Raw genomic sequence first — 21,611 nt, forward strand, 5'->3', positions numbered from 1 at the left:
CCAGCCTCCAGGCCTGTGTATCCCCATGGGAACGGGCAAGCCCGCGAGGGCGGCAAGGCAGCCCCAATCCAGGCCCCAATGAGTGACCCGCTACATGAATTACCTGTTCCCCCTCACCGCCATCCTCATCTGGGCCGGCAACACCGTGGTCACCAAGATGTCCGCCGGTGCCATCCACCCTGCGGAGATCGGCTTCTACCGCTGGCTGCTGGCCGCCTTGCTGTTCACGCCGTTCCTGCTGCCTGCCGTGTGGCGCAACCGCGCAGCCATCCGCCCGCACCTGACCCAGGTGTTCGTGCTCGGCGTGCTGGGCATGGCGATGTACCAGAGCCTGGCCTACTTCGCCGCTGGCATCACCAGTGCCACCAACATGGGCATCATCCTCTCGCTGATGCCGCTGATGTCACTGGCGCTGTCCATCGCCTGGCTGGGCCAGCGCCTGAGCTACGGTGCCCTGCTGGGCGCGGTGGTGTCATTCTTTGGCGTGCTTGAAGTGGTCAGTGCCGGCCACCCCGCCAGCCTGCTGCAGCAAGGGCTGAACAGCGGCGATCTGTTGATGCTGGTGGCTACATTGGCCTATGCGCTGTACAGCTTCCTGCTGAAGAAATGGCAGCTGCGCCTGCCGCCGATGCAGCTGCTGTACCTGCAGGTGCTGGTGGCCATCGTCGTGTTGCTGCCGCTGTTCTTGCTGTCGGACAAGACCGGCCTGAACAGCCACAACATCGGCCTGGTCCTGTATGCCTGCGTACTGGCTTCGATGATCGCGCCGCTGGTGTGGATGCAGGCCGTGCACCGCCTGGGGCCCAGCCGCACCACGCTGTTCTTCAACTTGCTGCCGCTGGTCACCGCGCTGATCGCCGCCGTGGTGCTCGACGAGCAACTGGCCAGTTACCACCTGGTCGGCGGCTTGCTGACCTTGGCCGGCGTAGTGCTGGCCGAACGCTGGACCACGCCGATCCGCCGCCAAGGCACTTGAGCTAAAGCCCCGCCGCCTTGAGCCGGGCGGCATGTTCGGTGAACAGCCGCACAGGCTCCGCGCCTTTGCCCACGGCACCGAGCGACTGGTTGACGATGTCCAGGTGATCGAGCGGGTAATCGTCGCCGATCACCTGCCCCAGGTGCGAACTGAAACGACCGACCATGCCGTCGCAATGGCCCTTTTCCTTGATGAAACTGCGTGCGAACAGGCGGCAGAAGCGGCTGCTGCCGTCAAAGCGGTTGCGCCCCTGGTCTGTCAGGCCGGGTTGCAAGGTGCCGGACCAGGAGTAATAGCGGACGCCATTGACCTCATAGGCCCCTTCCCCACCCCAGGTTTGCGGCAGGCCCTGTGGATAAGCCTGGTTGAACAGTGCCACCCCGGCGCTGGTCAGCGACTGGTGCGAGGCGTGCACATCTACCGGCAGCGGGTCACGACGCCAGCCGGTTTCCAGCCACACCAGCAGCACGGCAAACCCATGCAGCACGGCCTTGAGGATGCGCCCCTGGGGTGAATGGCCCGGTGCCGTGCGTTCCAGGTGGTCGGCCAGCTCAGAACCATGGTTGGGCCCCGCCACCGAGGTGACCGACGCCACCCGCCCCGGCCGTTTGGCCGCTGCGTAACGCGCGCTCAGGGCGCCCTGGCTGTGGCCGATGAGGTTGACCTTGTCGACGCCGGTACGTTGGCAGATATCGTCGATGATCGCCAGCAACTGCTCGCCGCGTACCTCGCTGGAATGCAGCGGCGAAACCTGCACCGGAAACACCTGCGCCCCACCCTTGCGCAAGGCCGGCACAATGCCGAACCAGTAGGGGTAGAGCACCATCCGGACAAACCCGAGCATGCCTGGCACCAGCACCAGCGGGTATCGCGTGGCCAAATCCTGCTGCATTGCCGCAGCTCCTTTGCGTGTACGACGGGCCAACACTACAGCGGCCATCATGACCATCGCAATCGAACTCCTGGCGCGCGCTGTGGTTCAAAACCACACAGACCCTTTGCAAGGAGCGGGACCATGTACAAGCAGACCCTGGCAATCCTTCTGGCAAGCGCCACTCTGGCCGCCTGCGGCAGCCGCCCGGAAAACCCGGTGGATTACGTCACCTACCGCGATGAGCCGCTGGTCAAGCAGGTGGAGAACGGTATGACCATGCAGAAGGTCATCGCCATTGGCGGCAGCCCGTCGAACGTGATCGACCTGCCGCATGGGGGTACCTGCAACGACTACATCCTTAACCGCGACGGCAAGCAGCAGCCCTATTACGTGCGCTTCGACGCCACCGGCCATGTCGATGCCAAAGGCTTCAAGACCTGCAAGCAACGCCAAGAGGACAGTGACGCCCTGCATGGCGCGTAAGCCTGCGCCCCAACCTGACCCTGACCCCTGCTGGAGATAACCCATGAGCAATGTTGAACTGACCGATGTGAAGACCCTGCGCGAGCGTGCACGCCAGCATGTGGAGCAGGGCGCGGTGACCGAGGGTTACCACGCTGACCGTGAGCAGATCCTGCGCCTGCTTAATGAATCGCTGGCCACCGAGCTGGTCTGTGTTCTTCGCTACAAGCGCCATTACTTCATGGCCAGCGGCATCAAAGCCAGTGTGGCTGCCGAGGAGTTTCTGGAACATGCCAACCAGGAAGCCGAACATGCCGACAAGCTGGCCGAACGCATCGTGCAACTGGGCGGGGAGCCGGACTTCAACCCCGACAACCTGACCAAGCACTCGCATGCCCAGTACGTGGCTGGCAATTCGTTGAAAGAGATGGTGCTGGAAGACCTGGTGGCAGAGCGGATTGCCATCGACAGCTACCGCGAGATCATTCAGTACATCGGGGATAAAGACCCGACTACCCGTCGTATCTTCGAAGACATCCTGGCGCAGGAAGAAGAGCACGCGGACGATATGTCTGACCTGTTGCAAGGCCTTTGATTTCTGACACCCTCATGGGGCCGCTTTGCGGCCCCTTGCTATTTCCGCGCTTTCACCGCTGCCGGCGCCTTGCCTGCCTTCATCTGCTGCAACAACGGTGTGCACTGGTTCGGGTCATCCCCGCTGCTGGGCGCAATCAGCGCCAGCAACCCCGCCGCCGGCCCAGCCACCACACCCAGCGCAACCATGCCTGCGCCACGCAACGCCAGCGGCAATGCCTGCACACCGGCGTTCGGTTTGGCAAACGGTCCGCGCACATACAGGGGTGAACGCAACGAGAACAACCGCAGCCCTTTCGATTCCGGGGTGATGTTCAAATCCAGTTGCTCGGAAGCGAAATTCGCCGTGCCGTCGATGTAGATGATCGCGTTCTCTGTATCGAAGATAAACAGCCGCGTAGTCGCCAGGCCATCCTTGATGCCCACATCGGCCGCCGCACAGTTGATCTTCACGTCCTCATCACCAAACAGTTTGCCGACCACATAGTTGCCCACGTTCAAGCCGGCAATTTCCATCAGGCTGCGGCTGATGGCGCCATCGTTGATCAGCATGCGCAAGTCGCCATTGGCTGTACCCAGCAAGGCGGCTACCGAGTTGCCACGGCCGCTGATGTCGGCGTCGCCATTGAGCTCACCAAAGCTGGTCTGCATTGGCGCGAAGGTAGGGAACAGTTGCTTGAGCTTGAAGCCACGCGCAGTCAACGTCGCGCGCCCCTGCAAGGGCACGCTGCGCCCGTCCAGGCGGATGTTGGAGGCCAGGCTGCCGCCGGCCACGCCAAAGCGCAGGGGCTCCAGGCGTAACAGGCCGTCTTCGAGCACCACATGGGCCGACAGGTCAGTGAACGGCAGTTGCGCGCTGTGCACGATGCGCTTGCCAGCAAAGGTGACATCAGCGTCCATTGCCCGCCAACGCTCGGTGCGAAACGCCTCCACTGGCAGCACCTTGCCTGCAGGCTGCTTGCTGGCACCGCCGCGGGCCTTCTGTTCGGCATTGGAGTCGGCACCGATCAGCGGCGCCAGGTCCTTGAACAGCAACTGGTTCGATACCAGGTTGCCGGACAGTCTGGGCCGTGGCTGGCTGGCAACGAAGGCCAGGTCCCCATGGATATCGCTGTCGCCGATCTTGCCGTTGAAGCCCTGGTAATTGAACGACGCCCCTTGCGCCGCCTGCAGGTTGGCGCTTAGGCGGCCGTCGGTGGAATAGGCCGGGGTGTCAGGCAAGGTGACGCCGGTCAATGGGTAGAGGTTGCCCAGGCTGGCACCCGACAAACGCAGGCGCAGGTCGAGGGCACCAAGGTTGCGCGGGTCGGTGAGGGTGCCGGCGAGCACCACATGGGTGTCGGCGATGCGCACGTCGGCCTGCAGCGGGAACGGCTGGCTGGCGTCCTGCAGGGCCAGCAGGCCGCCGATCTTGCCGGTGCCGGACACTGGCTGGCCTTTGTAGCGGCCCTGGGCCTTGAGGCCGAAGGCATAGTCCTGCGCACCGCCGGCCTTCTCGGCGCTGGCCTTGCCGACAATCTCACTGAACGGGATTGGCTTGCCAAGCGGGTCAATCTGCACCTTCATGCTGGTTTTGAGGGTCTGGTCGTCGAAGCTGACGTTGCCTTGGTCAAAGCCGATGGCGCCGATGTCCAGCTGCCAGTTGGAAGGTTCAGCGTTTTCATCCTTGGGGCCGAAGTCGAAGACCCAGTTGGCGCGGCCATCGGCCAGGCGAGTGAGGCTGGCAGTGGGCTTGGTGAGGTTGATGCGGGGTATGCTGATCTGCTGGAACACCAGCGGTAGCGGCGCCAGGCGAAACTCCACGCGCTCAAGGCCGACCATCTTCGGCTCCTTGAGCCACTCGGGGTTGCCCAGCGTCAGGTCTTCGGCAATGAAGTGCGGCCAAGGCACCCAGGCACGCCAACCGCCCTCTTCGGGCTCGGTACGCCAGTGCACAGCGAGGTTGCCGTTGATCGCAAAGGGCCGATGCAAGGCTTCGGAGACCTTCTCATTGAGCAGTGGCTTGACGCGGTTCCAGTCGAAGGTGGCAATTACTACCACCAGGATCGCCAGCACGGTAAGCAGGCTGGCGAGGGTCCAGACGAGGATTCTGGCGGGACGCATCATTGCGTAATTCTCCTTGCGGCATGACAGAAAACAGGCGCAGCGATGGCCTCAATAACTCCGACTGATGAAAACCCGTGAGGTTTTATCGATGGCGCCATGATAGCGAAGTTTTTCCTGGCCTCTTGCTCAGATATTTGTCTTACCAGACTGCACATGTTACCCACCCCCAACCGGGCCAGGGGGTTGCCTGCATGGCTGCAATGGCCGGAATAGACGCCCTGAAAACCTCTATCAATATGGTCGATTGTTACCATTACCCATATGAACTTCTCTCTGGCGTTACGCGGCGTAGCATTGGCTTCGTACCCACTTTCCAGCCCCCGAGAGGAGCACCGAAATCATGAAACGCCATCTGCTGACCCTGACCCTGTCCCTTCTGGCCGCCAACGCTTTCGCCCTGCCGGCGTCCGAGCAACACCTGACGTCCGAAGCGCGCTCCAGCGCTGCCGAAATCGCCCAGCCGCTGAAAACCGTCGCTGAAGGCGGCTCCGATCGCCTGATCGAACGTTCTGGCCGTGTTGCCGAAGGTGGCTCCGATCGCCTGATCGAACGTTCCGGCCGTGTTGCCGAAGGTGGCGCTGATCGCCTGATCGAACGTTCTGGCCGTGTTGCCGAAGGTGGCTCCGATCGCCTGATCGAACGTTCTGGCCGTGTTGCCGAAGGTGGCTCCGATCGCCTGATCGAACGTTCTGGCCGCGTTGCCGAAGGTGGCTCCGATCGCCTGATCGAACGTTCTGGCCGTGTTGCTGAAGGCGGCTCCGATCGTCTGATCGAACAAGCTGGCCGTGTCGCTGAAGGTGGCTCCGATCGCCTGGTTGAACTCAGCCGTGTGAGCTGATCGCCATGGCCGAAAAGAACAACTTCTGTCACAACGCTTGCTCCCCTCCAGGCCCGGTCCATTGACCGGGCTTTGTTTTTTTATCTAGAGTGCCCAGCCTGACCGTTACAGAAGCCCGCACCATGCTGCCGCGCGCCGAACAGAAGCTACAGACCCGCCAGGCCCTGCTCGATGCCGCCTGCCTGCTCATGGAGAGTGGCCGTGGTTTCGGCAGTATCAGCCTGCGCGAAGTGGCGAAGACAGCTGGCATCGTGCCGACCGGCTTCTATCGGCATTTCTCCGACATGGACGCTCTGGGCCTGGCCCTTGTCGCCGAAATCGACACCACCTTCCGCCAGACCATCCGCCTGGTGCGCCAGAACGAATTCGAACTGGGCGGCATCACCGACGCCTCGGTGCGCATCTTCCTCGACGTGGTCGCCGCCCACCGCGCGCAGTTCCTGTTCCTGGCCCGCGAGCAATATGGCGGTGCGCAGGCCGTGCGCCAGGCCATTGCCCGCCTGCGCCAGGATATCAGCGACGACCTTGCCACCGACCTTGCACGGATGAAGCGCTGGCAACACCTGGACAGCGCCGCACTTGCGGTGATGGCCGACCTGGTGGTGAAGACCGTGTTCGCCACCCTGCCCGAGCTTATCGACAACCCGGAAGCGGGTTATCCACAGGCCCTGACGCCCCAGGAAAAGATCACCCAGCAGTTGCGCTTCATCTTTGTCGGGGCGCGGCATTGGCAGGGGCTCGGCAACCCAGGCTACTGAAAACCCCACTTCTGCTACCATGGCGCCCTGCCCGACAGCGACGAGCGCCGAAATGTCCGACCCCCGCCCCACCCTGCCCGAACTGGCCCGCTTCAACCAGCACTTCGCCGAACACATCGTGCCGCTGTGGCAAGGCCCGGGCTGGAACGCCGACATGGCTCTGCCCTACGAAGCGCTGGACGCCCAGCACCATCCGTTGCCGGTGCAGCGCTACCGGGCCATGGCCTGTGCACGCCAGCTGTATGTGTTCAGCAGCCGTATCGGGCAACCGGGCGCTGCGGAGCGTGCCGCAGCCCTGTTTCGCTCGCTGCAAAAGCACTTCCACGATGCCGAGCACGGTGGCTGGTTCTACAGCATCGACGCCCAAGGCAAGCCGCTGGACCGGCGTAAGGACCTGTATACCCACGCCTTCATCGTGTTCGCCTGCGCGCACTACTGGGGCAAAGTGCGCGAAAGCCTGGTGGAGTCCACGTTGAATGCCGCGCTGGACATCATCGACCAGCAGTTTGCCCGTGACGATGGCCTGTACGAAGCCTGCCTGGGCGAAGACTGGGCCGACCTCGGCAGTGGCCCGCTGCAGAACCCGCAGATGCACCTGGCCGAAGCGTTCCTGCAAGTACTGGCAGTGCGTGGCGACGAACATGTCCGCCAGTCGCTGCTGCAATTGTGTCAGGCGCTCGAGGCGCATTTCATTGAACCGGCCCATGGCCTGATGCTGGAAAAGCCACACGGGGCTGTGGATAACTGGTTCGAGCCTGGGCACCAGTTCGAGTGGTTCTATCTGCTGCATACCTCCCCGCTGCTGCGTGACACGCCGCTGCATGCGTCGATAGACCGGGCCTTCGGCTTTGCCGAGCAATTCGGGGTGAAGGATGGGGCCGTACTGGCCATGCTGAATGTGGATGGCCGGGTGCTTGATGCCTCCCAGCGTATCTGGGCGCAGGCCGAGTACCTGCGGGCGCTTACATTGCGTGAAGGCAGTGAAGCAAAGCTCGCGGGGCAGTTGGGCGCCCTTTCAGCGCGGTTCCTGCGTGACGCCGGCTGGTATGAGTGCCGAGGGGGTGACGGCGCGGTGAGCAGGGATGACATGCCATCGACCACGCCTTATCACTTGGCTACCTGCCTGGAAGGGCTGAATCAGGCGAATTTCTGACTGTCCATACAACGAACCTGTCAGGGGTGAGCGTTTCCCTCTGCCGGAAGCATCTCCCCACGCCTATGTTGGTGCTCCTTTCTCGAACGTTCAGGAGTAACCAACATGGAAGCAGAAGCCTTCAAGGCATTTGTCGAAGAGCAGATCAACCGAGCGGCACAGAAGATAATCGATCACGGCCACCGCTATGACGAGCACTCCCATGGCAAACTCAGCTACCTGCTAAGCCTGCGCCGTGTCATCAATTGCGAAGCAACGGCCGAGGACATGGGCCGGCATGACGCGATCAACGATGTCCTTCAAGCGTTAGGCATCATCCCTGAAGGCAGAACCGGCTTTAGCTATATCAACTGAGCGATGCGGTTGTTTCGCGAACCGGGTCCTTCCGGTTCGCGGCGTATGCTTAGCCTTTTGATCGGTCGATCGAGAACCCTGCCCAGTCCTGGCTCACCGGCATCAGTTCCAGGCTGTTGATATTGATGTGCGCCGGCTGGTTGAGGATCCAGAAGATGGTCTCGGCAATATCCTGTGGCTGGATCGGCTCCGCACCCGCGTAGGTAGCATCGTACTTGGCCTGGTCACCCCCGAAGCGCACCAGCGAGAACTCGCTCTCGCACAGACCCGGCTCGATGTTGCTCACACGCACACCGGTACCGCGCAGGTCGCAACGCAGGCTCAGCGAGAACTGGCCGACGAAGGCCTTGGTGCCGCCATACACGTTGCTGCCCGGGTACGGGTAGTTGCCCGCCACCGACCCGACGTTCAGGATCGACGCGCCGCGGCCATGGGCGATGAGCCGTGGCAGCAGCAGGCGAGTGGTGTACATCAGGCCCTTGATGTTGGTGTCGACCATGGTTTCCCAGTCGTCCAGGCTGCAGTTCTGCGCAGCATCCACACCCAGCGCCAAGCCGGCGTTGTTGACCAGACCGCGAATTTTTTCAAAGCCGGCCGGCAGATTGGCAATAGCCTGCTCCATGGCTTTGCGGTCACGCACGTCCAGCACCAGGCCATGCACTTCGGTCTTGGCCGACAGTTCAGCGCACAGGGCGTCCAGGCGCTCTTTGCGGCGCCCAGTGAGTACCAGCTTCCAGCCGGCTTCTGCGAAGCGGCGGGCAGTGGCCTCGCCAAAACCGGAAGTCGCGCCAGTGATGAATACGGTGGACGTCATGCTGTGTTCCTCACGGTAGGTTGTCATGGCAGCTTTGCAGCATGCCCGCGCCTGGCCTTGGCAGCAAGCCGTTCAGGGGCTGTTCATTTTTTGTTCATATTCTGCAAACCCTTGCGGCAGAGGGCTCGCCGCCAGGTATACGCATGTTATCCACAAGGCTTTCCCCACGGATTGGGGGCAACTTGTCCACCGCACGGAACCCTTTCAGCGGATTGTGGTCGGTGGATATCTTGGCGGTGATGGCGCAAGGCTTTCAAACATGCCGCCTGCAGCGGTCTGTCCAAGGTTTTTACACAGAGTTATCCACAGGATTATCGCAACACTTCAAGTGCATGCAGAGATTTTGAAAGCTTGGGGAAATCATCCACAACGGGGATATGAACAAAAAATGATCAAATCGCTACAGGGCTTGATACTCAAGGGCTTGAGCGATATGCCACCATGTTTTCCACAGGCGGCTCCACACTATCCGTGGAAAAGAGTTGGCCTGTGGAAACAATGGCTTGCGAAGGAATATGGGTGTGTTTCGGGAGAAGGGAACGACAAGTTTTCCACATTGAGAAGGGGGCTGCATTGCAGCCCCTGCATACAACTCAGTGCCCGCCCAGATAAGCGCTACGCACTTCCTCATTGACCAACAGTTCCTGCCCGGTCCCGGTCATGCGAATCTGCCCGTTGACCATCACATAGGCCCGGTCCGACAGTTTCAGCGCATGGTTGGCGTTCTGTTCCACGAGGAAGATGGTCATCCCGGTCTTGGCCAGTTCTCGCAGGGTCGAGAAAATCTGCTTGACCACGATCGGCGCCAGCCCCAACGAGGGCTCGTCCAGCAGCAGCAACTTCGGCCGGCTCATCAGCGCCCGGGCAATCGCCAGCATTTGCTGCTCGCCACCCGACATGGTCATGGCCCGCTGGTTACGCCGCTCCTTCAACCGCGGGAACAGCTCGTACATGCGCTGCATGTCTTCGTCGGCATGCTTGTCGCCGATGGGGATTGTCCCCATCATCAGGTTTTCCTCGACGGTCATGTCGGGAAACACCCGGCGCCCCTCCGGCGACTGGGCAATGCCGTTGGAGGCGATGTAGTGCGAGGATTTGCGGGTGATATCGGTGCCGCGGTACACGATATGCCCGGATGCCGCCCGCGGCTGGCCGAAAATCGACATCAGCAGGGTCGACTTGCCGGCACCGTTGGCGCCGATCAGGCTTACCGTCTCGCCCTCGTTGATGTGCATCGAGACTTTCTTCAGTGCCTGGATCGGCCCATAGAACACGTCCAGGTCTTTCAGCTCGAGAATGGGTGCACTCATACCAGTTCCTCTTCGTCTGCACCCAGGTAGGCGGCAATCACCGTCGGGTTGTGGCGGATGTCCTGCGGCGCACCTTCGGCAATCACATTGCCGTGGTCCAGCACCACGATATGGTCGGAGATGCTCATGACCATGCCCATGTCGTGCTCGATCAGCACCACAGTGATGTCGTGCTCGTCACGCAGCACACGGATCATGCGGCTGAGTGCTTCGGTTTCCTGCGGGTTCAGGCCCGCCGCCGGTTCGTCCAGGCAGATGATCTTCGGCCGCGTGCACATGGCCCGGGCAATTTCCAGGCGGCGCTGCTGGCCGTACGACAGTTCGCCGGCCAAGCGGTTGGCACAATCGACCAGGTCGACCACTTCCAGCCAGTAGAAGGCGTGGTCCAGCGCATCGCTTTCGGCCTTGCGGTAGGCCTTGGTATTGAGCACCCCGGCCAGCAAGTTGCGGTTGACCCACATGTGCTGGGCCACCAGCAGGTTCTCCACCACCGACATTTCCTTGAACAGGCGAATGTTCTGGAAGGTGCGCGCCAAACCGGCGCGATTGACCAAGTGGGTACCGCCGAACATCTTGTAGTACATACGGTTGGCAAAGCGCCCAGGCGACACGAAGTCGGCCGCCTGGAAGCGTTCGCCTAGCAGCTGGATGACGTTGGTGTGGCTGCCGCGCACGTTCAGTTCGATACGTCCGCCACTGGCCTTGTAAAAGCCGGTCAGGCAGTTGAACACCGTGGTCTTGCCGGCGCCGTTGGGGCCGATCAGGGCAAAGATCTGGTTGCGCCGGACCTTCAGGCTGACGTCGCTGAGCGCCTTGATGCCACCGAACTGCATCATCAGGTTGTCGACCGAGAGAATGATATCGTCGCTCATGGCGCCACTCCTTTACGCGGGGTCACACCGGTACGGCTGATGCGGATCAGCCCACGCGGTCGCCAGATCATCATCAGCACCATCAGCACGCCGAACAGCAGCACCCGGTATTCGGAGAAGCTGCGCAGCAGCTCTGGCGCCACGGTCAGCACGAACGCCGCAATGACCACGCCCACGGTCGAGCCCATACCCCCCAGTACGACAATGGCGAGGATCAACGCCGACTCGAAGAAGGTGAATGAGGACGGGTTGACGAAACCCTGGTAGGTGGCAAAGAACACCCCGGCCAGGCCGGCGGTAGAGGCGCCAAGGGTAAACGCCGAGAGCTTGACCAATACGTGGTTCAGGCCCATCGAACGGCAAGCGATCTCGTCTTCGCGCAGCGCTTCCCAGGCCCGGCCGACCGGCATGCGGGTCAGGCGGTGCTTGATGTACAGCACCGCCAGCACGACCATGAACAGCACCGCATAGATGAACACGAACTTGAGGCTGGCGTTGTACTCGAAGCCGAAGAACTCGTGGATCGGCACCCCGCCATCCTTGGCCCGGCGGCCGAACTCAAGGCCGAAGAAGGTGGGTGAAGGTGCCGGCATGCCGTTGGGGCCACCGGTGAACGATAGCCAGTTGTTCAGCACCAGGCGGATGATCTCGCCAAAGCCCAGCGTCACGATCGCCAGGTAGTCACCGTGCATGCGCAACACCGGGAAGCCGAGGATGCACCCCGCCAGCGCCGCAGCGATGGCCGCCAGCGGCAGCACGCTCCAGAAGCCCAGCCCCAGGTATTGATAACCCAGCGCCAGGCCGTAGGCACCGATGGCATAGAACGCCACGTAACCCAGGTCGAGCAGGCCGGCCAGGCCGACCACGATGTTCAGGCCAAGGCCCAGCAATACGTAGATCAGGCCGAGGATGACCACGGTCAGCAGGTACTTGTTGGCGAAGATCGGGAAGACGATGGCAATCACGATCAGCGCGGGGATGATATAGCGCAGGCGTGACTTGTAGTCCGGGGCGCTCACATGCACGCCCGATCCCCCGCTGTCGAAGCCCTGGAGCATGCGCAGCCCAGGGGCAGTCTGCAGGAACAGGCTGAGCAGGAAGCGCCCCACCATCACACCGCCGACCAGCCAGGCCACGCGGCGCGGCTCGGCATTGAAGGTGTAGCCGTCGAGCACCACACCAACGACCGGACCAAACACGATAAGTGCCAGCAGGCCAGCGACAATGGTCTCCAGCAGGCTGCGTTTAAGGTCGAAACCCTTGGTTTCGCTAAGAGAGGCAGTTTTGGCAACGGACATGTTCACACCTTAGCCACGAGCGGGCGACCCAGCAGGCCTTGTGGGCGGAAGATAAGGATCATCACCAGCAGCGAGAAGCTGAACACGTCCTTGTAGTCGGAGTTGATCAGGCCGGAGAACAGCGACTCGGAAATACCCAGGATGATCCCGCCGAGCATCGCGCCAGGCAGCGAGCCGATGCCACCGAGCACAGCAGCAGTGAACGCCTTGATACCGATGATGAAGCCGGCGTAGAAGTCGAAGGTGCCGTAGTTCATGGTGATGAGCACGCCGGCCAGGGCGGCCATCACCGCACCGATGACGAACACGTAGGAAATCACCCGGTCGGTGTTGATACCCAGGATCGAGGCCATCTTGCGGTCTTGCTGGGTAGCACGGCACATGCGGCCGAGCTTGGTGTACTTGATCACGTAGGTCAGCAGGCCCATGCCGACAAAGGCCGCCACCAGGATGAAGATCTTGGTATACGTCAGTTGCACGAAGCCGGACCCGACTTCGACACGCATGGCGCCTTCCAGCAGGGTTGGCACGCCTTGCTGGCGGGCGCCCTGGCTGATCTGTGCGTAGTTCTGCAGGATCAGCGAAATGCCGATGGCACTGATCAGCGGTGCCAGGCGGGTGGAGTTACGCAGCGGTTTGTAGGCGATGCGCTCGATGGTGAAACCATAAACGCCGGTGACGACGATGGTGAACAACAAAGTGCCCAGCATCAGCAGGGGGAACGATTCGACACCGAAGTAAGCCAGCAATGCCAGGCTGATCGCCGCGAGGTAAGCGGAGATCATGTACACCTCGCCGTGCGCGAAGTTGATCATGCCGATAATGCCATAGACCATTGTGTAGCCGATGGCGATCAGGCCATAGACCGACCCGAGGGTCAGGCCGTTGACCAGTTGCTGCAGGAAAATACCATCCATAACGCAATCTCACCTGATTGAGATTGCACGAGCGCCGACCACGGCGCGGGCCACCTGTGCGGGGCCCTCGCAGCGCAGAACTGTGCAGATCTACGAATAAAGACAGGTACCGCGGGGCTTGGGCCCGAGCAACCGCCCGGGCCGCGGGCCGTTGTTATTTTTGTTTTTCCAGCTGGTGGTATTTACCGGTCTTGTCCCACTGGTAGACCACGTAGTCGGACACGGTCAGGTCGCCCTTGCTGTCCCACTTCTTCTCACCCATGACGGTCTGCACCGGGTTGGCCTTGAGCCACTTGGCAGCGTCTTCGCCCTTGTTCGACTTCGCGCCATTGAACGCGGCAGCCAGAGCCTGCAGCGAAGCGTAGGCGTACAGGGTGTAGCCCTCAGGTTCGGTGCCAGCCTTGCGGAACTCCTCCACCACCGCCTTGCTGTCTGGCAGCAGGCGCGGGTCGGCACCGAAAGTCATGTACACGCCGTCAACGTATTGCGCGCCGCCGGCGGTAGACACCAGTTCGTCGGTGACGATGCCATCATCGGACATGAACTTGACGTCCTTCAGGCCCTGCTCGCGCAGCTGGCGTACCAGCGGGCCGGCTTCCGGGTGCAGGCCGCCGAAATAGACCACGTCGGCACCGGTAGAGCGGATCTTGGTGACCACAGCGCTGAAGTCTTTCTCGCCCCGGGTGAGGCCTTCGTACAGCACAGGCTCCACGCCGCGTTTCTTCAGCTGAGCCTTGGTCGCGTCAGCCAGGCCTTGGCCGTAGGTGTCCTTGTCGTGCAACACCGCGACCTTCTTGCCCTTGAGCACGTCGACGATGTAGTCGCCAGCGACGATACCCTGCTGGTCGTCACGGCCGCACATGCGGAACATGGCGCTCAGGCCGCGCTCCGTGACCGCTGGGTTGGTGGAGCCTGGGGTGATGGCGATCACGCCCGCCTCGTCATATACCTCGGACGCCGGGATCGTGTTGGAGGAACAGAAGTGGCCCACTACGCCGATCACCTTGTCCTGGTCGACCAGTCGGTTGGCCACGGCCACGGCTTGCTTAGGCTCACAGGCGTCATCGCCTTTGACCAGGACGATTTTCTCGCCATTCACGCCACCGGCGGCGTTGATCTTGTCGGCCGCTGCCTGCGCACCTTTCATGTACTGCTCGCCAAACGCTGCGTTGGCACCGGTCATTGGGCCCGCTACACCGATCTTGACGTCGGCCTGAACATACGAAGAAACACCCAGCGCCGTAGCTACGGCCAGAGCCAGGAAACCTTTCTTGTAAAACGTCTGCGACATGAGGTGGTGCTCCTAGAGTTTTTTTGGTTGGCACTACAACTACTCAGCCCTGTGCTCAGAGCAAGGGCCGTGCCATCGGTTTTGTCTTCCGGGAAAACACACTGTGCAGGGTGCCTGTAGGCGACGGGCGGCCTTTTCTTTATTGAGCGTGCAACCGTCTGCCACGCGGCAGGCGCCACCACACGTACAGACAAGGAGCAACCGTCGAGTGCCATCATTGCAACCCTGGCAAGTGTTTACGTGCAACCGCCCTGTAACAGCGGACGTCACCGAACTGCACACCGCTGGTGCGCGACTGCTACAGGCGGCACCGTTTCAAGGCTAGCTGGTGCACGGAAAAACACCTCTGTTTTGGCTGTTTCGGCCTCTTCGCGGGCACGCCCGCGCCTAAAATAGGAACAAGTCCCCGCACCGTGTAGGGGCGGGCTTGCCATGAAGAGGCCGGAACAGCCACACAAGGGGTAAAAGGCTGGCACAATGGCCGCCAATCGCCGCTTCCGGAGCCCCCTTGATGAGCGAAAGCGCATTCGCCGAGCGCATCGTGCACAACTTGCTCGACACCGACTTCTACAAACTCACCATGATGCAGGGAGTGCTGCACAACTACCCGGACGCCGACGTCGAATGGGAATTCCGCTGCCGCAACGGTGAGGATCTGCGCCCCTACCTCGGCGAAATTCGCAATCAGCTCGAGCGGCTTGGCGACCTCACCCTGGACGATGGCCAGCTGGCCTTCCTCGAACGCATCAGCTTCCTCAAGCCCGACTTTTTACGCTTTCTGCGACTGTTCCGCTTCAACCTGCGCTACGTGCACGTCGGCATCGAAAACGACCAGCTGTTCCTGCGCCTGAAAGGTCCGTGGCTGCATGTGATCCTGTTCGAAGTGCCGCTGCTGGCCATCATCAGCGAAGTACGCAACCGCAATCTGCACCCGCACATGCGCCTGGCCGAGGCGCGGGATCAGTTGTACCGCAAGTTTGACTGGCTGCGTGCACATGCCAGCGACGACGAGCTGGCCGAACTGCAGGTGGCCGACTTCGGCACCCGCCGGCGCTTTTCCAGCCGCGTGCAGGAGGAAGTGGTAAGGGTGCTGCGCGACGACTTCCCCGGCCGTTTTGTCGGCACCAGCAACGTCGACCTGGCATGGAAACTGGATATCAAACCGCTGGGCACCATGGCCCACGAGTGGATCATGGCCCACCAGCAGCTTGGCCCCCGGCTGATCGACAGCCAGATCGCCGCGCTGGACTGCTGGGTACGCGAGTACCGCGGCTTGCTCGGCATCGCCCTGACCGACTGCATCACCATGGATGCCTTCCTCGGCGATTTCGACCTGTACTTCGCCAAGCTGTTCGACGGCCTGCGCCATGATTCGGGCGAGCCGGTAGCCTGGGCGGAAAAGGCCATTGCCCATTACCAGAAACTGGGTATCGACCCGATGACCAAGACCCTGGTGTTTTCCGACGGCCTCAACCTGACCCGCTCGCTGGAAATTTTCCGCGCCCTGCGCGGCCGCATCAACGTCAGCTTTGGCATCGGCACCAACTTGACCTGCGACATCCCTGGTGTGGCACCCATGAGCATCGTGCTTAAAATGACCGACTGCAACGGCGCGCCGGTGGCCAAGATCTCTGACGAAGCCGCCAAGACCCAGTGCCGCGACGAGAACTTCGTCGCCTACATGCGTCACGTATTCAAAGTCCCCAGCAAGGAGTAACCCATGCAAGCGGTTCAGCAAGAGATTGCCCAGGCGCTGAAGGTACAGCCGCCGTTCGCCGACGCGGCAGCGCTCGAGGCCGAAGTCGCCCGACGGGTGGCGTTCATCAAGGACTGTCTGGCCAATGCTCGACTCAAGACCTTGGTGCTGGGCATCAGCGGTGGCGTCGACTCACTGACTGCCGCCCTGCTCGCCCAGCGCGCCATCAACGAGCTGCGCGCCGAGACCGGCGACAAGGCCTACACCTTCATTGCCGTGCGCCTGCCGTACCAGGTACAGCATGACGAGCATGACGCCCAGGCATGCCTGGATGTGATCAAGGCAGATGAAGTTCACACGGTGGATATCGCCCCGGCAGTGCGTGCATTGGCAGCTGAAGTGGCGGCGTTGAAGAATGGCTCGCCGACGTTGGTGGACTTCGTGGTTGGCAACGTCAAGGCACGTACCCGAATGGTCGCCCAGTACACCATCGCTGGCGCCCGCGCAGGTCTGGTGATCGGAACCGACCACGCCGCCGAGGCGGTGATGGGCTTCTTTACCAAGTTTGGTGATGGTGCCTGCGACCTGGCGCCGTTGAGTGGGCTGGTGAAGAATCAGGTGCGGGCGATTGCGCGCAGCTTCGGTGCGCCGGAGTCACTGGTGGAAAAGGTGCCAACGGCCGACCTGGAAGACCTGGAGCCGGGCAAGCCGGACGAGGCGTCACATGGCGTGACCTACGCGCAGATCGATGCCTTCCTGCATGGGCAGCCGGTTGACCAGGCAGCGTTCGACATCATCGTCGCCACCTACCGCAAGACCCAGCACAAGCGCGAACTGCCGTTCGCTCCTTGATAAGTGGCCTGCAGGAGCGGGTTCACCCGCGAATACGAGGGTGAACCCACCGACGCATTCGCGGGTGAACCCGCTCCTACAGGGTTCGCCGTCAGCCTTTGATTACTTGACGATGACCTTGCCTTTCATCATCGAGATGTGGCCCGGGAAGGTGCAGAAGAAGCTGTAGTCACCACCGGCTTCCAGCTTGGAAGTGTCGAACTTCACTTCGGTTTCTTTCTCAGGCGCGCCGATCATCTTGGTGTGGGCGATGATCGCGGCGTTGTCAGCCTTCAGGTAGTCCTTATCCAGACCCTGGCTCATGCCTTCGGTGGCAATGGCCTGCATGTCGGCAGTCTTGCTGATCACCAGGTTGTGGCCCATGACGTTCTTCGGCAGGTTGCCAGAGTGGGTCAGTTTGACGGTGAATTCCTTGCAGCTCTTGTCGACAGTGAATTCCTTGCTGGTGTAGGACATCTGGTCAGTCGAGTCGACAGTGACCGAGCACTCGGCGGCGAAGACAGAAGCGCTGGCGAGGGTCAGCAGGGATACCGCTACAGCTTTCGCAAACATCATGAATCTCCTTGGCAGGGTTTTATCAATTGCGAGACTGCCTGAAACCGTTCAGCCCCTTGCTGATATGGGTCAAGGGGGGTGTCAAGCGGTCAGCCAGTAGAATTGTTCAATGGATTGTATACAACCAATCTAAGGGCACATCATGCCCTTTTATTAGACGATGGGACAACCTCTCATTTAGGAGCAATACCAAATGCCCATCTCCAACTTCCTCAATAGCCTGCTCGCCGCCTACGCCCACGGCGCCACAGGAGCCATCTGCGAATTCTCCCGACCAGAATGAACCCGGCCTTGGAAGCGACGGGCATGCGCCGTACCCTGTGCGCCTGAGTGACAGGAGATGAGCAATGCCCGTACGTTCCGTTTGTGTGTTCTGCGGCGCCAGCATGGGCGCCAACCCTGCCTACCGTGAAGCAGCCGTCGCGCTAGGCCAGGCCATTGCCCGCCGTGGCTTGACCCTGGTGTATGGCGGTGGCGCGGTCGGCTTGATGGGCGTGGTGGCCGACGCGGCCATGGCGGCCGGCGGCGAAGTGGTCGGGATCATTCCGCAGAGCCTGCTGGACGCTGAAGTCGGCCACAAAGGCCTGACCCGCCTGGAAGTGGTGGATGGTATGCATGCACGCAAGGCCCGCATGGCCGAGCTGAGCGATGCCTTCATTGCCTTGCCGGGAGGGCTGGGTACGCTGGAGGAACTGTTCGAAGTGTGGACCTGGGGGCAACTGGGCTATCACGCCAAGCCACTCGGGCTAATGGATGTGAACGGTTTCTACGACAAGCTGGGCGGGTTCCTCGACCATATCGTCGAAGAAGGCTTCGTGCGCCCGCAACACCGGGCGATGTTACTGCTGGGGCAGCAGCCGGACGAGCTGCTGGACGGGATGGACAGCTTTGTGGCGCCGGTCGCGCCTAAGTGGGTCGACAAGCAGCCTGATTGAAGCTGAGACTTTTGGGACCGCTTCGCGGTCCTTTCGCGACACAAGGCCGCTCCCACAAAAGCACTGCGTACAGCCGATCAATATGGGAGCGGCCTTGTGTCGCGATGGGCTGCAAAGCAGCCCCAATAGTCGATCAGTTAACGCGGAATGACAGGCGGACGCGGCTTCTTGTTGCCCTTGCCGCCCTTGCTCGCCTCTTTGCGCTCCTTGGCCGCCTGCTGGTTACGCGCAAACGCTTCGGCCTTGGCCTTCTCGCGCTTGTCCCACGGCTTGCTGCCATCGCTGCCACGCGGCGGCAGGCCGGTGTGCTGGGTCAGGATCTTCTGGTCCTTGCCCACCTTGTGGCTCCCCGCCGGGGTCGAGTTCTTGCGGCGCGCGCTCTGGTAGCTGTCGGTCTGCGGCTGGTGCGCCGGAATCAGCTGGTGCTTGCCCGGCCCGATCAGGTCGGCGCGACCCATACGCTGCAGCGCTTCACGCAGCATCGGCCAGCCCTTCGGGTCGTGATAGCGCAAGAACGCCTTGTGCAGACGGCGTTGCTCGTCGCTCTTGACGATCTCCACCCCTTCGCTCTTGTAGGTCACCTTGCGCAGCGGGTTCTTGCCTGAGTGGTACATGGCCGTAGCCGAAGCCATTGGCGACGGGTAGAACGCCTGTACCTGGTCGGCACGGAAGCCATTGCCCTTCAGCCACAGGGCCAGGTTCATCATGTCTTCGTCGGTGGTACCGGGGTGCGCGGCAATGAAGTACGGGATCAGGTACTGCTCCTTGCCCGCTTCTTTCGAGAATTTCTCGAACATGCGCTTGAAGCGGTCATAGGTGCCGATACCCGGCTTCATCATCTTGTCCAGCGGGCCACGCTCGGTGTGCTCCGGGGCAATCTTCAGGTAGCCGCCAACGTGGTGGGTGACCAGTTCCTTGACGTACTCCGGCGATTCCACCGCCAGGTCGTAGCGCAGGCCGGAAGCAATCAGGATCTTTTTCACCCCCGGCAAGGCACGGGCCTTGCGGTACAGCTCGATCAACGAGCTGTGGTCGGTATTGAGGTTTTCGCAGATACCCGGGAACACGCACGACGGCTTGCGGCAGTGCTTCTCGATCTCGGGGCTTTTGCAGGCGATGCGGTACATGTTGGCAGTCGGCCCGCCAAGGTCCGAGACCACGCCAGTGAAGCCCGGCACCTTGTCACGCATCTCTTCGATTTCGTGCAGGATCGACTCGTGCGAGCGGTTCTGGATGATGCGGCCTTCGTGTTCGGTGATCGAGCAGAAGGTACAGCCACCGAAGCAGCCGCGCATGATGTTCACCGAGAAACGGATCATCTCGTAGGCCGGGATGCGCTCCTTGCCATAGGCCGGGTGCGGCACACGGGCGTAAGGCATGCCGAACACGTAGTCCATTTCCTCGGTGCTCATGGGGATGGGTGGCGGGTTGAACCACACATCCACTTCGCCGTGCTTCTGCACCAGCGCGCGAGCGTTGCCTGGGTTGGTCTCCAGGTGCAGCACGCGGTTGGCATGGGCATAGAGCACCGGGTCGTTACGCACCTTTTCGAACGATGGCAGGCGGATCACCGACTTTTCCCGGGTCACGGCCGGGCTGTCGAGAATCTGCACCACCTTGGCTTCGTTCGGGTCTTCCTGGTCGCCCTTGGCCTGTTCGATGGCGCAGGCCTGGGTGTCCTGGGTGTTCACGTACGGGTTGATGATCTTGTCGACGCGCCCCGGGCGGTCGATACGGGTGGAGTCGATCTCGTACCAGCCCTGCGGGGTATCGCGGCGCACGAAGGCGGTGCCGCGTACGTCGGTGATGGTCTCGATCTTCTCACCGTTGGACAGGCGCTGGGCCACCTCGACCACCGCACGCTCGGCGTTGCCGAACAGCAGGATGTCCGCGCTGGCGTCGATCAGGATCGAGTGACGAACCTTGTCCTGCCAGTAGTCGTAGTGGGCGATGCGGCGCAGCGAAGCCTCGATGCCGCCGAGCACGATCGGCACATGCTTGTAGGCCTCCTTGCAGCGCTGGCTGTACACCAGGCTGGCACGGTCCGGACGGCTGCCGGCCAGACCACCCGGGGTGTAGGCATCGTCGGAACGGATCTTCTTGTCCGCGGTGTAGCGGTTGATCATCGAGTCCATGTTACCGGCGGCCACGCCGAAGAACAGGTTCGGTTCGCCGAGCTTCATGAAGTCGTCTTTCGATTGCCAGTTCGGCTGGGCGATGATGCCCACGCGGAAGCCCTGGGCCTCCAGCAGACGGCCAATGATGGCCATGCCGAACGACGGATGGTCGACGTAGGCATCACCGGTCACGATGATGATGTCGCAGGAATCCCAGCCGAGCAGATCCATCTCCTCCCTGCTCATTGGCAGGAAAGGTGCTGGCCCGAAGCATTCGGCCCAGTACTTGGGATAGTCGTAGAGTGGTTTGGCTGCTTGCATGTCAGTGACCGGTTCTGGTGTGCAGGGAAATCGCGGGCGCGGAATATAGCACAAATTTTGACCAAATCCGACTGGATTCGTGGGGATTGGTGGGCGGGGCGACGGTTGGGGGATGGACGTGGCAGGTGGTTGGGTTGAGGGGTGTAGTGGGGTTGCCAGGTGTTCGACAGAATCCTTGCAGCGCCTGTGAGATCAAGCGCCGCGCGGGCGGCGCTCGATCTCATAGGCGCTGAAACTGTTGCGGCGAACTCCTGGCGGCCTTCATGCAACCTGAAGCCAACCCCTCACTGCCTCATCCACAGCTCAGCATCATCCATCAGCGCCTTGGCCATCGCACTCAGGTAATGGGCAGCCCAGATCATCATCGGCTTCTCATCCATCAACCCGGTGATGGTCAGTTCGCGCACATAGCCCATCAACTCCGAAGACTGCTCGCGGGCGTCTCTACACTGGATCCCGGGCTCGATGCGGAACAACGGGTGGGGTAAACCCGCTCCCACAGGTACGGTGCAACTCTT

General features: G+C 61.7%; 22 protein-coding genes. 11 read left to right on the forward strand and 11 right to left on the reverse strand.

Translation table 11 applies throughout. The features are described 5' to 3' along the window. Window positions 1-94: 94 nt before the first annotated feature. On the forward strand, window positions 95-976 hold the full coding sequence (locus REH59_RS25895; RefSeq protein WP_014861700.1) for a DMT family transporter: 882 nt from the start codon (window positions 95-97) through the stop codon (window positions 974-976). A gap of 1 nt (window position 977) precedes the next feature. On the opposite strand, the gene REH59_RS25900 is transcribed toward REH59_RS25895, so the two are convergent. Then, window positions 978-1,868: an esterase/lipase family protein gene (locus REH59_RS25900; protein ID WP_128573864.1), complete on the reverse strand. Its 891-nt coding sequence runs from the start codon at window positions 1,866-1,868 to the stop codon at window positions 978-980. Window positions 1,869-1,991: 123 nt separating this feature from the next. On the opposite strand from REH59_RS25900, the gene osmE reads away from it, so the two are divergent. Then, window positions 1,992-2,333: an osmotically-inducible lipoprotein OsmE gene (gene osmE / locus REH59_RS25905; RefSeq protein ID WP_004576961.1), complete on the forward strand. Its 342-nt coding sequence runs from the start codon at window positions 1,992-1,994 to the stop codon at window positions 2,331-2,333. A gap of 43 nt (window positions 2,334-2,376) precedes the next feature. Then, entirely contained in the window at window positions 2,377-2,907 is a 531-nt protein-coding gene (locus REH59_RS25910) for a ferritin-like domain-containing protein (protein WP_004576962.1), read from the forward strand. 38 nt (window positions 2,908-2,945) lie between these two features. Here REH59_RS25910 and REH59_RS25915 read toward each other — a convergent pair whose 3' ends face one another. Beyond that, window positions 2,946-5,012, reverse strand: a complete 2,067-nt coding sequence (locus REH59_RS25915) for an AsmA family protein (RefSeq protein WP_265536558.1) — start codon at window positions 5,010-5,012, stop codon at window positions 2,946-2,948. Between the two features lie 340 nt (window positions 5,013-5,352). On the opposite strand from REH59_RS25915, the gene REH59_RS25920 reads away from it, so the two are divergent. From REH59_RS25920 to REH59_RS25935, 4 genes are all read left to right on the forward strand, one after another. Beyond that, entirely contained in the window at window positions 5,353-5,850 is a 498-nt protein-coding gene (locus REH59_RS25920) for a phage infection protein (protein ID WP_265536559.1), read from the forward strand. 122 nt (window positions 5,851-5,972) lie between these two features. Then, window positions 5,973-6,608, forward strand: coding sequence for a TetR family transcriptional regulator (locus REH59_RS25925; protein WP_003249603.1), 636 nt, complete (start codon window positions 5,973-5,975; stop codon window positions 6,606-6,608). A 52-nt stretch (window positions 6,609-6,660) separates the two neighbouring features. Continuing rightward, a complete protein-coding gene (locus REH59_RS25930) occupies window positions 6,661-7,761 on the forward strand; it encodes an AGE family epimerase/isomerase (protein WP_014860428.1) in 1,101 nt (366 codons plus the stop codon). Between the two features lie 105 nt (window positions 7,762-7,866). Further along, complete coding sequence (locus tag REH59_RS25935; RefSeq protein WP_010955465.1) at window positions 7,867-8,115, forward strand: hypothetical protein; 249 nt, start codon at window positions 7,867-7,869, stop codon at window positions 8,113-8,115. Between the two features lie 49 nt (window positions 8,116-8,164). On the opposite strand, the gene REH59_RS25940 is transcribed toward REH59_RS25935, so the two are convergent. After that, window positions 8,165-8,929 carry an SDR family oxidoreductase gene (locus REH59_RS25940; protein ID WP_003249597.1) on the reverse strand — a complete coding sequence of 255 codons (765 nt, stop codon included), beginning with the start codon at window positions 8,927-8,929 and terminating at the stop codon, window positions 8,165-8,167. Between the two features lie 25 nt (window positions 8,930-8,954). On the opposite strand from REH59_RS25940, the gene REH59_RS25945 reads away from it, so the two are divergent. Further along, window positions 8,955-9,563 carry a hypothetical protein gene (locus REH59_RS25945; RefSeq protein WP_135007155.1) on the forward strand — a complete coding sequence of 203 codons (609 nt, stop codon included), beginning with the start codon at window positions 8,955-8,957 and terminating at the stop codon, window positions 9,561-9,563. Here REH59_RS25945 and REH59_RS25950 read toward each other — a convergent pair. The 5 genes from REH59_RS25950 to REH59_RS25970 all read right to left on the reverse strand — a co-directional run bounded on the left by REH59_RS25950 (window position 9,523) and on the right by REH59_RS25970 (window position 14,617). Continuing rightward, entirely contained in the window at window positions 9,523-10,239 is a 717-nt protein-coding gene (locus REH59_RS25950) for an ABC transporter ATP-binding protein (protein ID WP_003249595.1), read from the reverse strand. The two genes, REH59_RS25945 and REH59_RS25950, sit on opposite strands and share 41 nt — an antisense overlap. Further along, a complete protein-coding gene (locus REH59_RS25955) occupies window positions 10,236-11,111 on the reverse strand; it encodes an ATP-binding cassette domain-containing protein (RefSeq protein ID WP_014860427.1) in 876 nt (291 codons plus the stop codon). Before REH59_RS25955 ends, REH59_RS25950 begins: the two co-directional genes overlap by 4 nt. After that, window positions 11,108-12,409, reverse strand: coding sequence for a high-affinity branched-chain amino acid ABC transporter permease LivM (livM, locus tag REH59_RS25960; RefSeq protein WP_014860426.1), 1,302 nt, complete (start codon window positions 12,407-12,409; stop codon window positions 11,108-11,110). Before livM ends, REH59_RS25955 begins: the two co-directional genes overlap by 4 nt. Before the next feature lie 2 nt (window positions 12,410-12,411). After that, a complete protein-coding gene (locus REH59_RS25965; protein ID WP_003249590.1) occupies window positions 12,412-13,326 on the reverse strand; it encodes an ABC transporter permease subunit in 915 nt (304 codons plus the stop codon). A gap of 154 nt (window positions 13,327-13,480) precedes the next feature. Continuing rightward, window positions 13,481-14,617 carry a branched-chain amino acid ABC transporter substrate-binding protein gene (locus REH59_RS25970; RefSeq protein WP_014860425.1) on the reverse strand — a complete coding sequence of 379 codons (1,137 nt, stop codon included), beginning with the start codon at window positions 14,615-14,617 and terminating at the stop codon, window positions 13,481-13,483. A gap of 511 nt (window positions 14,618-15,128) precedes the next feature. On the opposite strand from REH59_RS25970, the gene pncB reads away from it, so the two are divergent. Together pncB and nadE are read left to right on the forward strand one after the other, a co-directional pair. Continuing rightward, on the forward strand, window positions 15,129-16,334 hold the full coding sequence (gene pncB / locus REH59_RS25975) for a nicotinate phosphoribosyltransferase (protein ID WP_012053848.1): 1,206 nt from the start codon (window positions 15,129-15,131) through the stop codon (window positions 16,332-16,334). A gap of 3 nt (window positions 16,335-16,337) precedes the next feature. Further along, window positions 16,338-17,165: an ammonia-dependent NAD(+) synthetase gene (nadE, locus tag REH59_RS25980; protein WP_003249583.1), complete on the forward strand. Its 828-nt coding sequence runs from the start codon at window positions 16,338-16,340 to the stop codon at window positions 17,163-17,165. 102 nt (window positions 17,166-17,267) lie between these two features. Here the strand turns inward: nadE and azu are convergent, their stop codons facing one another. Continuing rightward, window positions 17,268-17,717 (reverse strand): azurin, encoded by a 450-nt coding sequence (gene azu / locus REH59_RS25985; RefSeq protein WP_003249580.1) that lies wholly within the window; start codon window positions 17,715-17,717, stop codon window positions 17,268-17,270. A gap of 350 nt (window positions 17,718-18,067) precedes the next feature. Here azu and REH59_RS25990 point away from each other — a divergent pair, with 350 nt between their 5' ends. Next, window positions 18,068-18,655: a TIGR00730 family Rossman fold protein gene (locus REH59_RS25990; protein ID WP_014860423.1), complete on the forward strand. Its 588-nt coding sequence runs from the start codon at window positions 18,068-18,070 to the stop codon at window positions 18,653-18,655. A 137-nt stretch (window positions 18,656-18,792) separates the two neighbouring features. Here the strand turns inward: REH59_RS25990 and REH59_RS25995 are convergent, their stop codons facing one another. Both REH59_RS25995 and REH59_RS26000 read right to left on the reverse strand, forming a co-directional pair. Continuing rightward, complete coding sequence (locus REH59_RS25995) at window positions 18,793-21,093, reverse strand: YgiQ family radical SAM protein (protein WP_014860422.1); 2,301 nt, start codon at window positions 21,091-21,093, stop codon at window positions 18,793-18,795. 284 nt (window positions 21,094-21,377) lie between these two features. Beyond that, window positions 21,378-21,593 carry a DUF3077 domain-containing protein gene (locus REH59_RS26000; RefSeq protein ID WP_019438726.1) on the reverse strand — a complete coding sequence of 72 codons (216 nt, stop codon included), beginning with the start codon at window positions 21,591-21,593 and terminating at the stop codon, window positions 21,378-21,380. Window positions 21,594-21,611: the final 18 nt, after the last annotated feature.

The organism is Pseudomonas sp. BO3-4, assembly GCF_034044115.1.
Lineage (GTDB): Bacteria > Pseudomonadota > Gammaproteobacteria > Pseudomonadales > Pseudomonadaceae > Aquipseudomonas > Aquipseudomonas alloputida.

Excerpts from the sequence above, each read along its gene's own strand:
- REH59_RS25910 (WP_004576962.1), top strand. The coding sequence starts at position 2,377 with ATGAGCAATGTTGAACTGACCGATGTGAAGACCCTGCGCGAGCGTGCA.
- REH59_RS25945 (WP_135007155.1), top strand. The coding sequence starts at position 8,955 with ATGGCAGCTTTGCAGCATGCCCGCGCCTGGCCTTGGCAGCAAGCCGTT.
- osmE (WP_004576961.1), top strand. The coding sequence starts at position 1,992 with ATGTACAAGCAGACCCTGGCAATCCTTCTGGCAAGCGCCACTCTGGCC.
- livM (WP_014860426.1), bottom strand. The coding sequence starts at position 12,409 with ATGTCCGTTGCCAAAACTGCCTCTCTTAGCGAAACCAAGGGTTTCGAC.
- REH59_RS25895 (WP_014861700.1), top strand. The coding sequence starts at position 95 with ATGAATTACCTGTTCCCCCTCACCGCCATCCTCATCTGGGCCGGCAAC.
- REH59_RS25990 (WP_014860423.1), top strand. The coding sequence starts at position 18,068 with ATGCCCGTACGTTCCGTTTGTGTGTTCTGCGGCGCCAGCATGGGCGCC.
- REH59_RS25915 (WP_265536558.1), bottom strand. The coding sequence starts at position 5,012 with ATGATGCGTCCCGCCAGAATCCTCGTCTGGACCCTCGCCAGCCTGCTT.
- pncB (WP_012053848.1), top strand. The coding sequence starts at position 15,129 with ATGAGCGAAAGCGCATTCGCCGAGCGCATCGTGCACAACTTGCTCGAC.
- nadE (WP_003249583.1), top strand. The coding sequence starts at position 16,338 with ATGCAAGCGGTTCAGCAAGAGATTGCCCAGGCGCTGAAGGTACAGCCG.
- REH59_RS25995 (WP_014860422.1), bottom strand. The coding sequence starts at position 21,093 with ATGCAAGCAGCCAAACCACTCTACGACTATCCCAAGTACTGGGCCGAA.
- REH59_RS25935 (WP_010955465.1), top strand. The coding sequence starts at position 7,867 with ATGGAAGCAGAAGCCTTCAAGGCATTTGTCGAAGAGCAGATCAACCGA.
- azu (WP_003249580.1), bottom strand. The coding sequence starts at position 17,717 with ATGTTTGCGAAAGCTGTAGCGGTATCCCTGCTGACCCTCGCCAGCGCT.
- REH59_RS25950 (WP_003249595.1), bottom strand. The coding sequence starts at position 10,239 with ATGAGTGCACCCATTCTCGAGCTGAAAGACCTGGACGTGTTCTATGGG.
- REH59_RS25965 (WP_003249590.1), bottom strand. The coding sequence starts at position 13,326 with ATGGATGGTATTTTCCTGCAGCAACTGGTCAACGGCCTGACCCTCGGG.
- REH59_RS25925 (WP_003249603.1), top strand. The coding sequence starts at position 5,973 with ATGCTGCCGCGCGCCGAACAGAAGCTACAGACCCGCCAGGCCCTGCTC.
- REH59_RS25920 (WP_265536559.1), top strand. The coding sequence starts at position 5,353 with ATGAAACGCCATCTGCTGACCCTGACCCTGTCCCTTCTGGCCGCCAAC.
- REH59_RS25970 (WP_014860425.1), bottom strand. The coding sequence starts at position 14,617 with ATGTCGCAGACGTTTTACAAGAAAGGTTTCCTGGCTCTGGCCGTAGCT.
- REH59_RS25930 (WP_014860428.1), top strand. The coding sequence starts at position 6,661 with ATGTCCGACCCCCGCCCCACCCTGCCCGAACTGGCCCGCTTCAACCAG.
- REH59_RS25900 (WP_128573864.1), bottom strand. The coding sequence starts at position 1,868 with ATGCAGCAGGATTTGGCCACGCGATACCCGCTGGTGCTGGTGCCAGGC.
- REH59_RS25940 (WP_003249597.1), bottom strand. The coding sequence starts at position 8,929 with ATGACGTCCACCGTATTCATCACTGGCGCGACTTCCGGTTTTGGCGAG.
- REH59_RS25955 (WP_014860427.1), bottom strand. The coding sequence starts at position 11,111 with ATGAGCGACGATATCATTCTCTCGGTCGACAACCTGATGATGCAGTTC.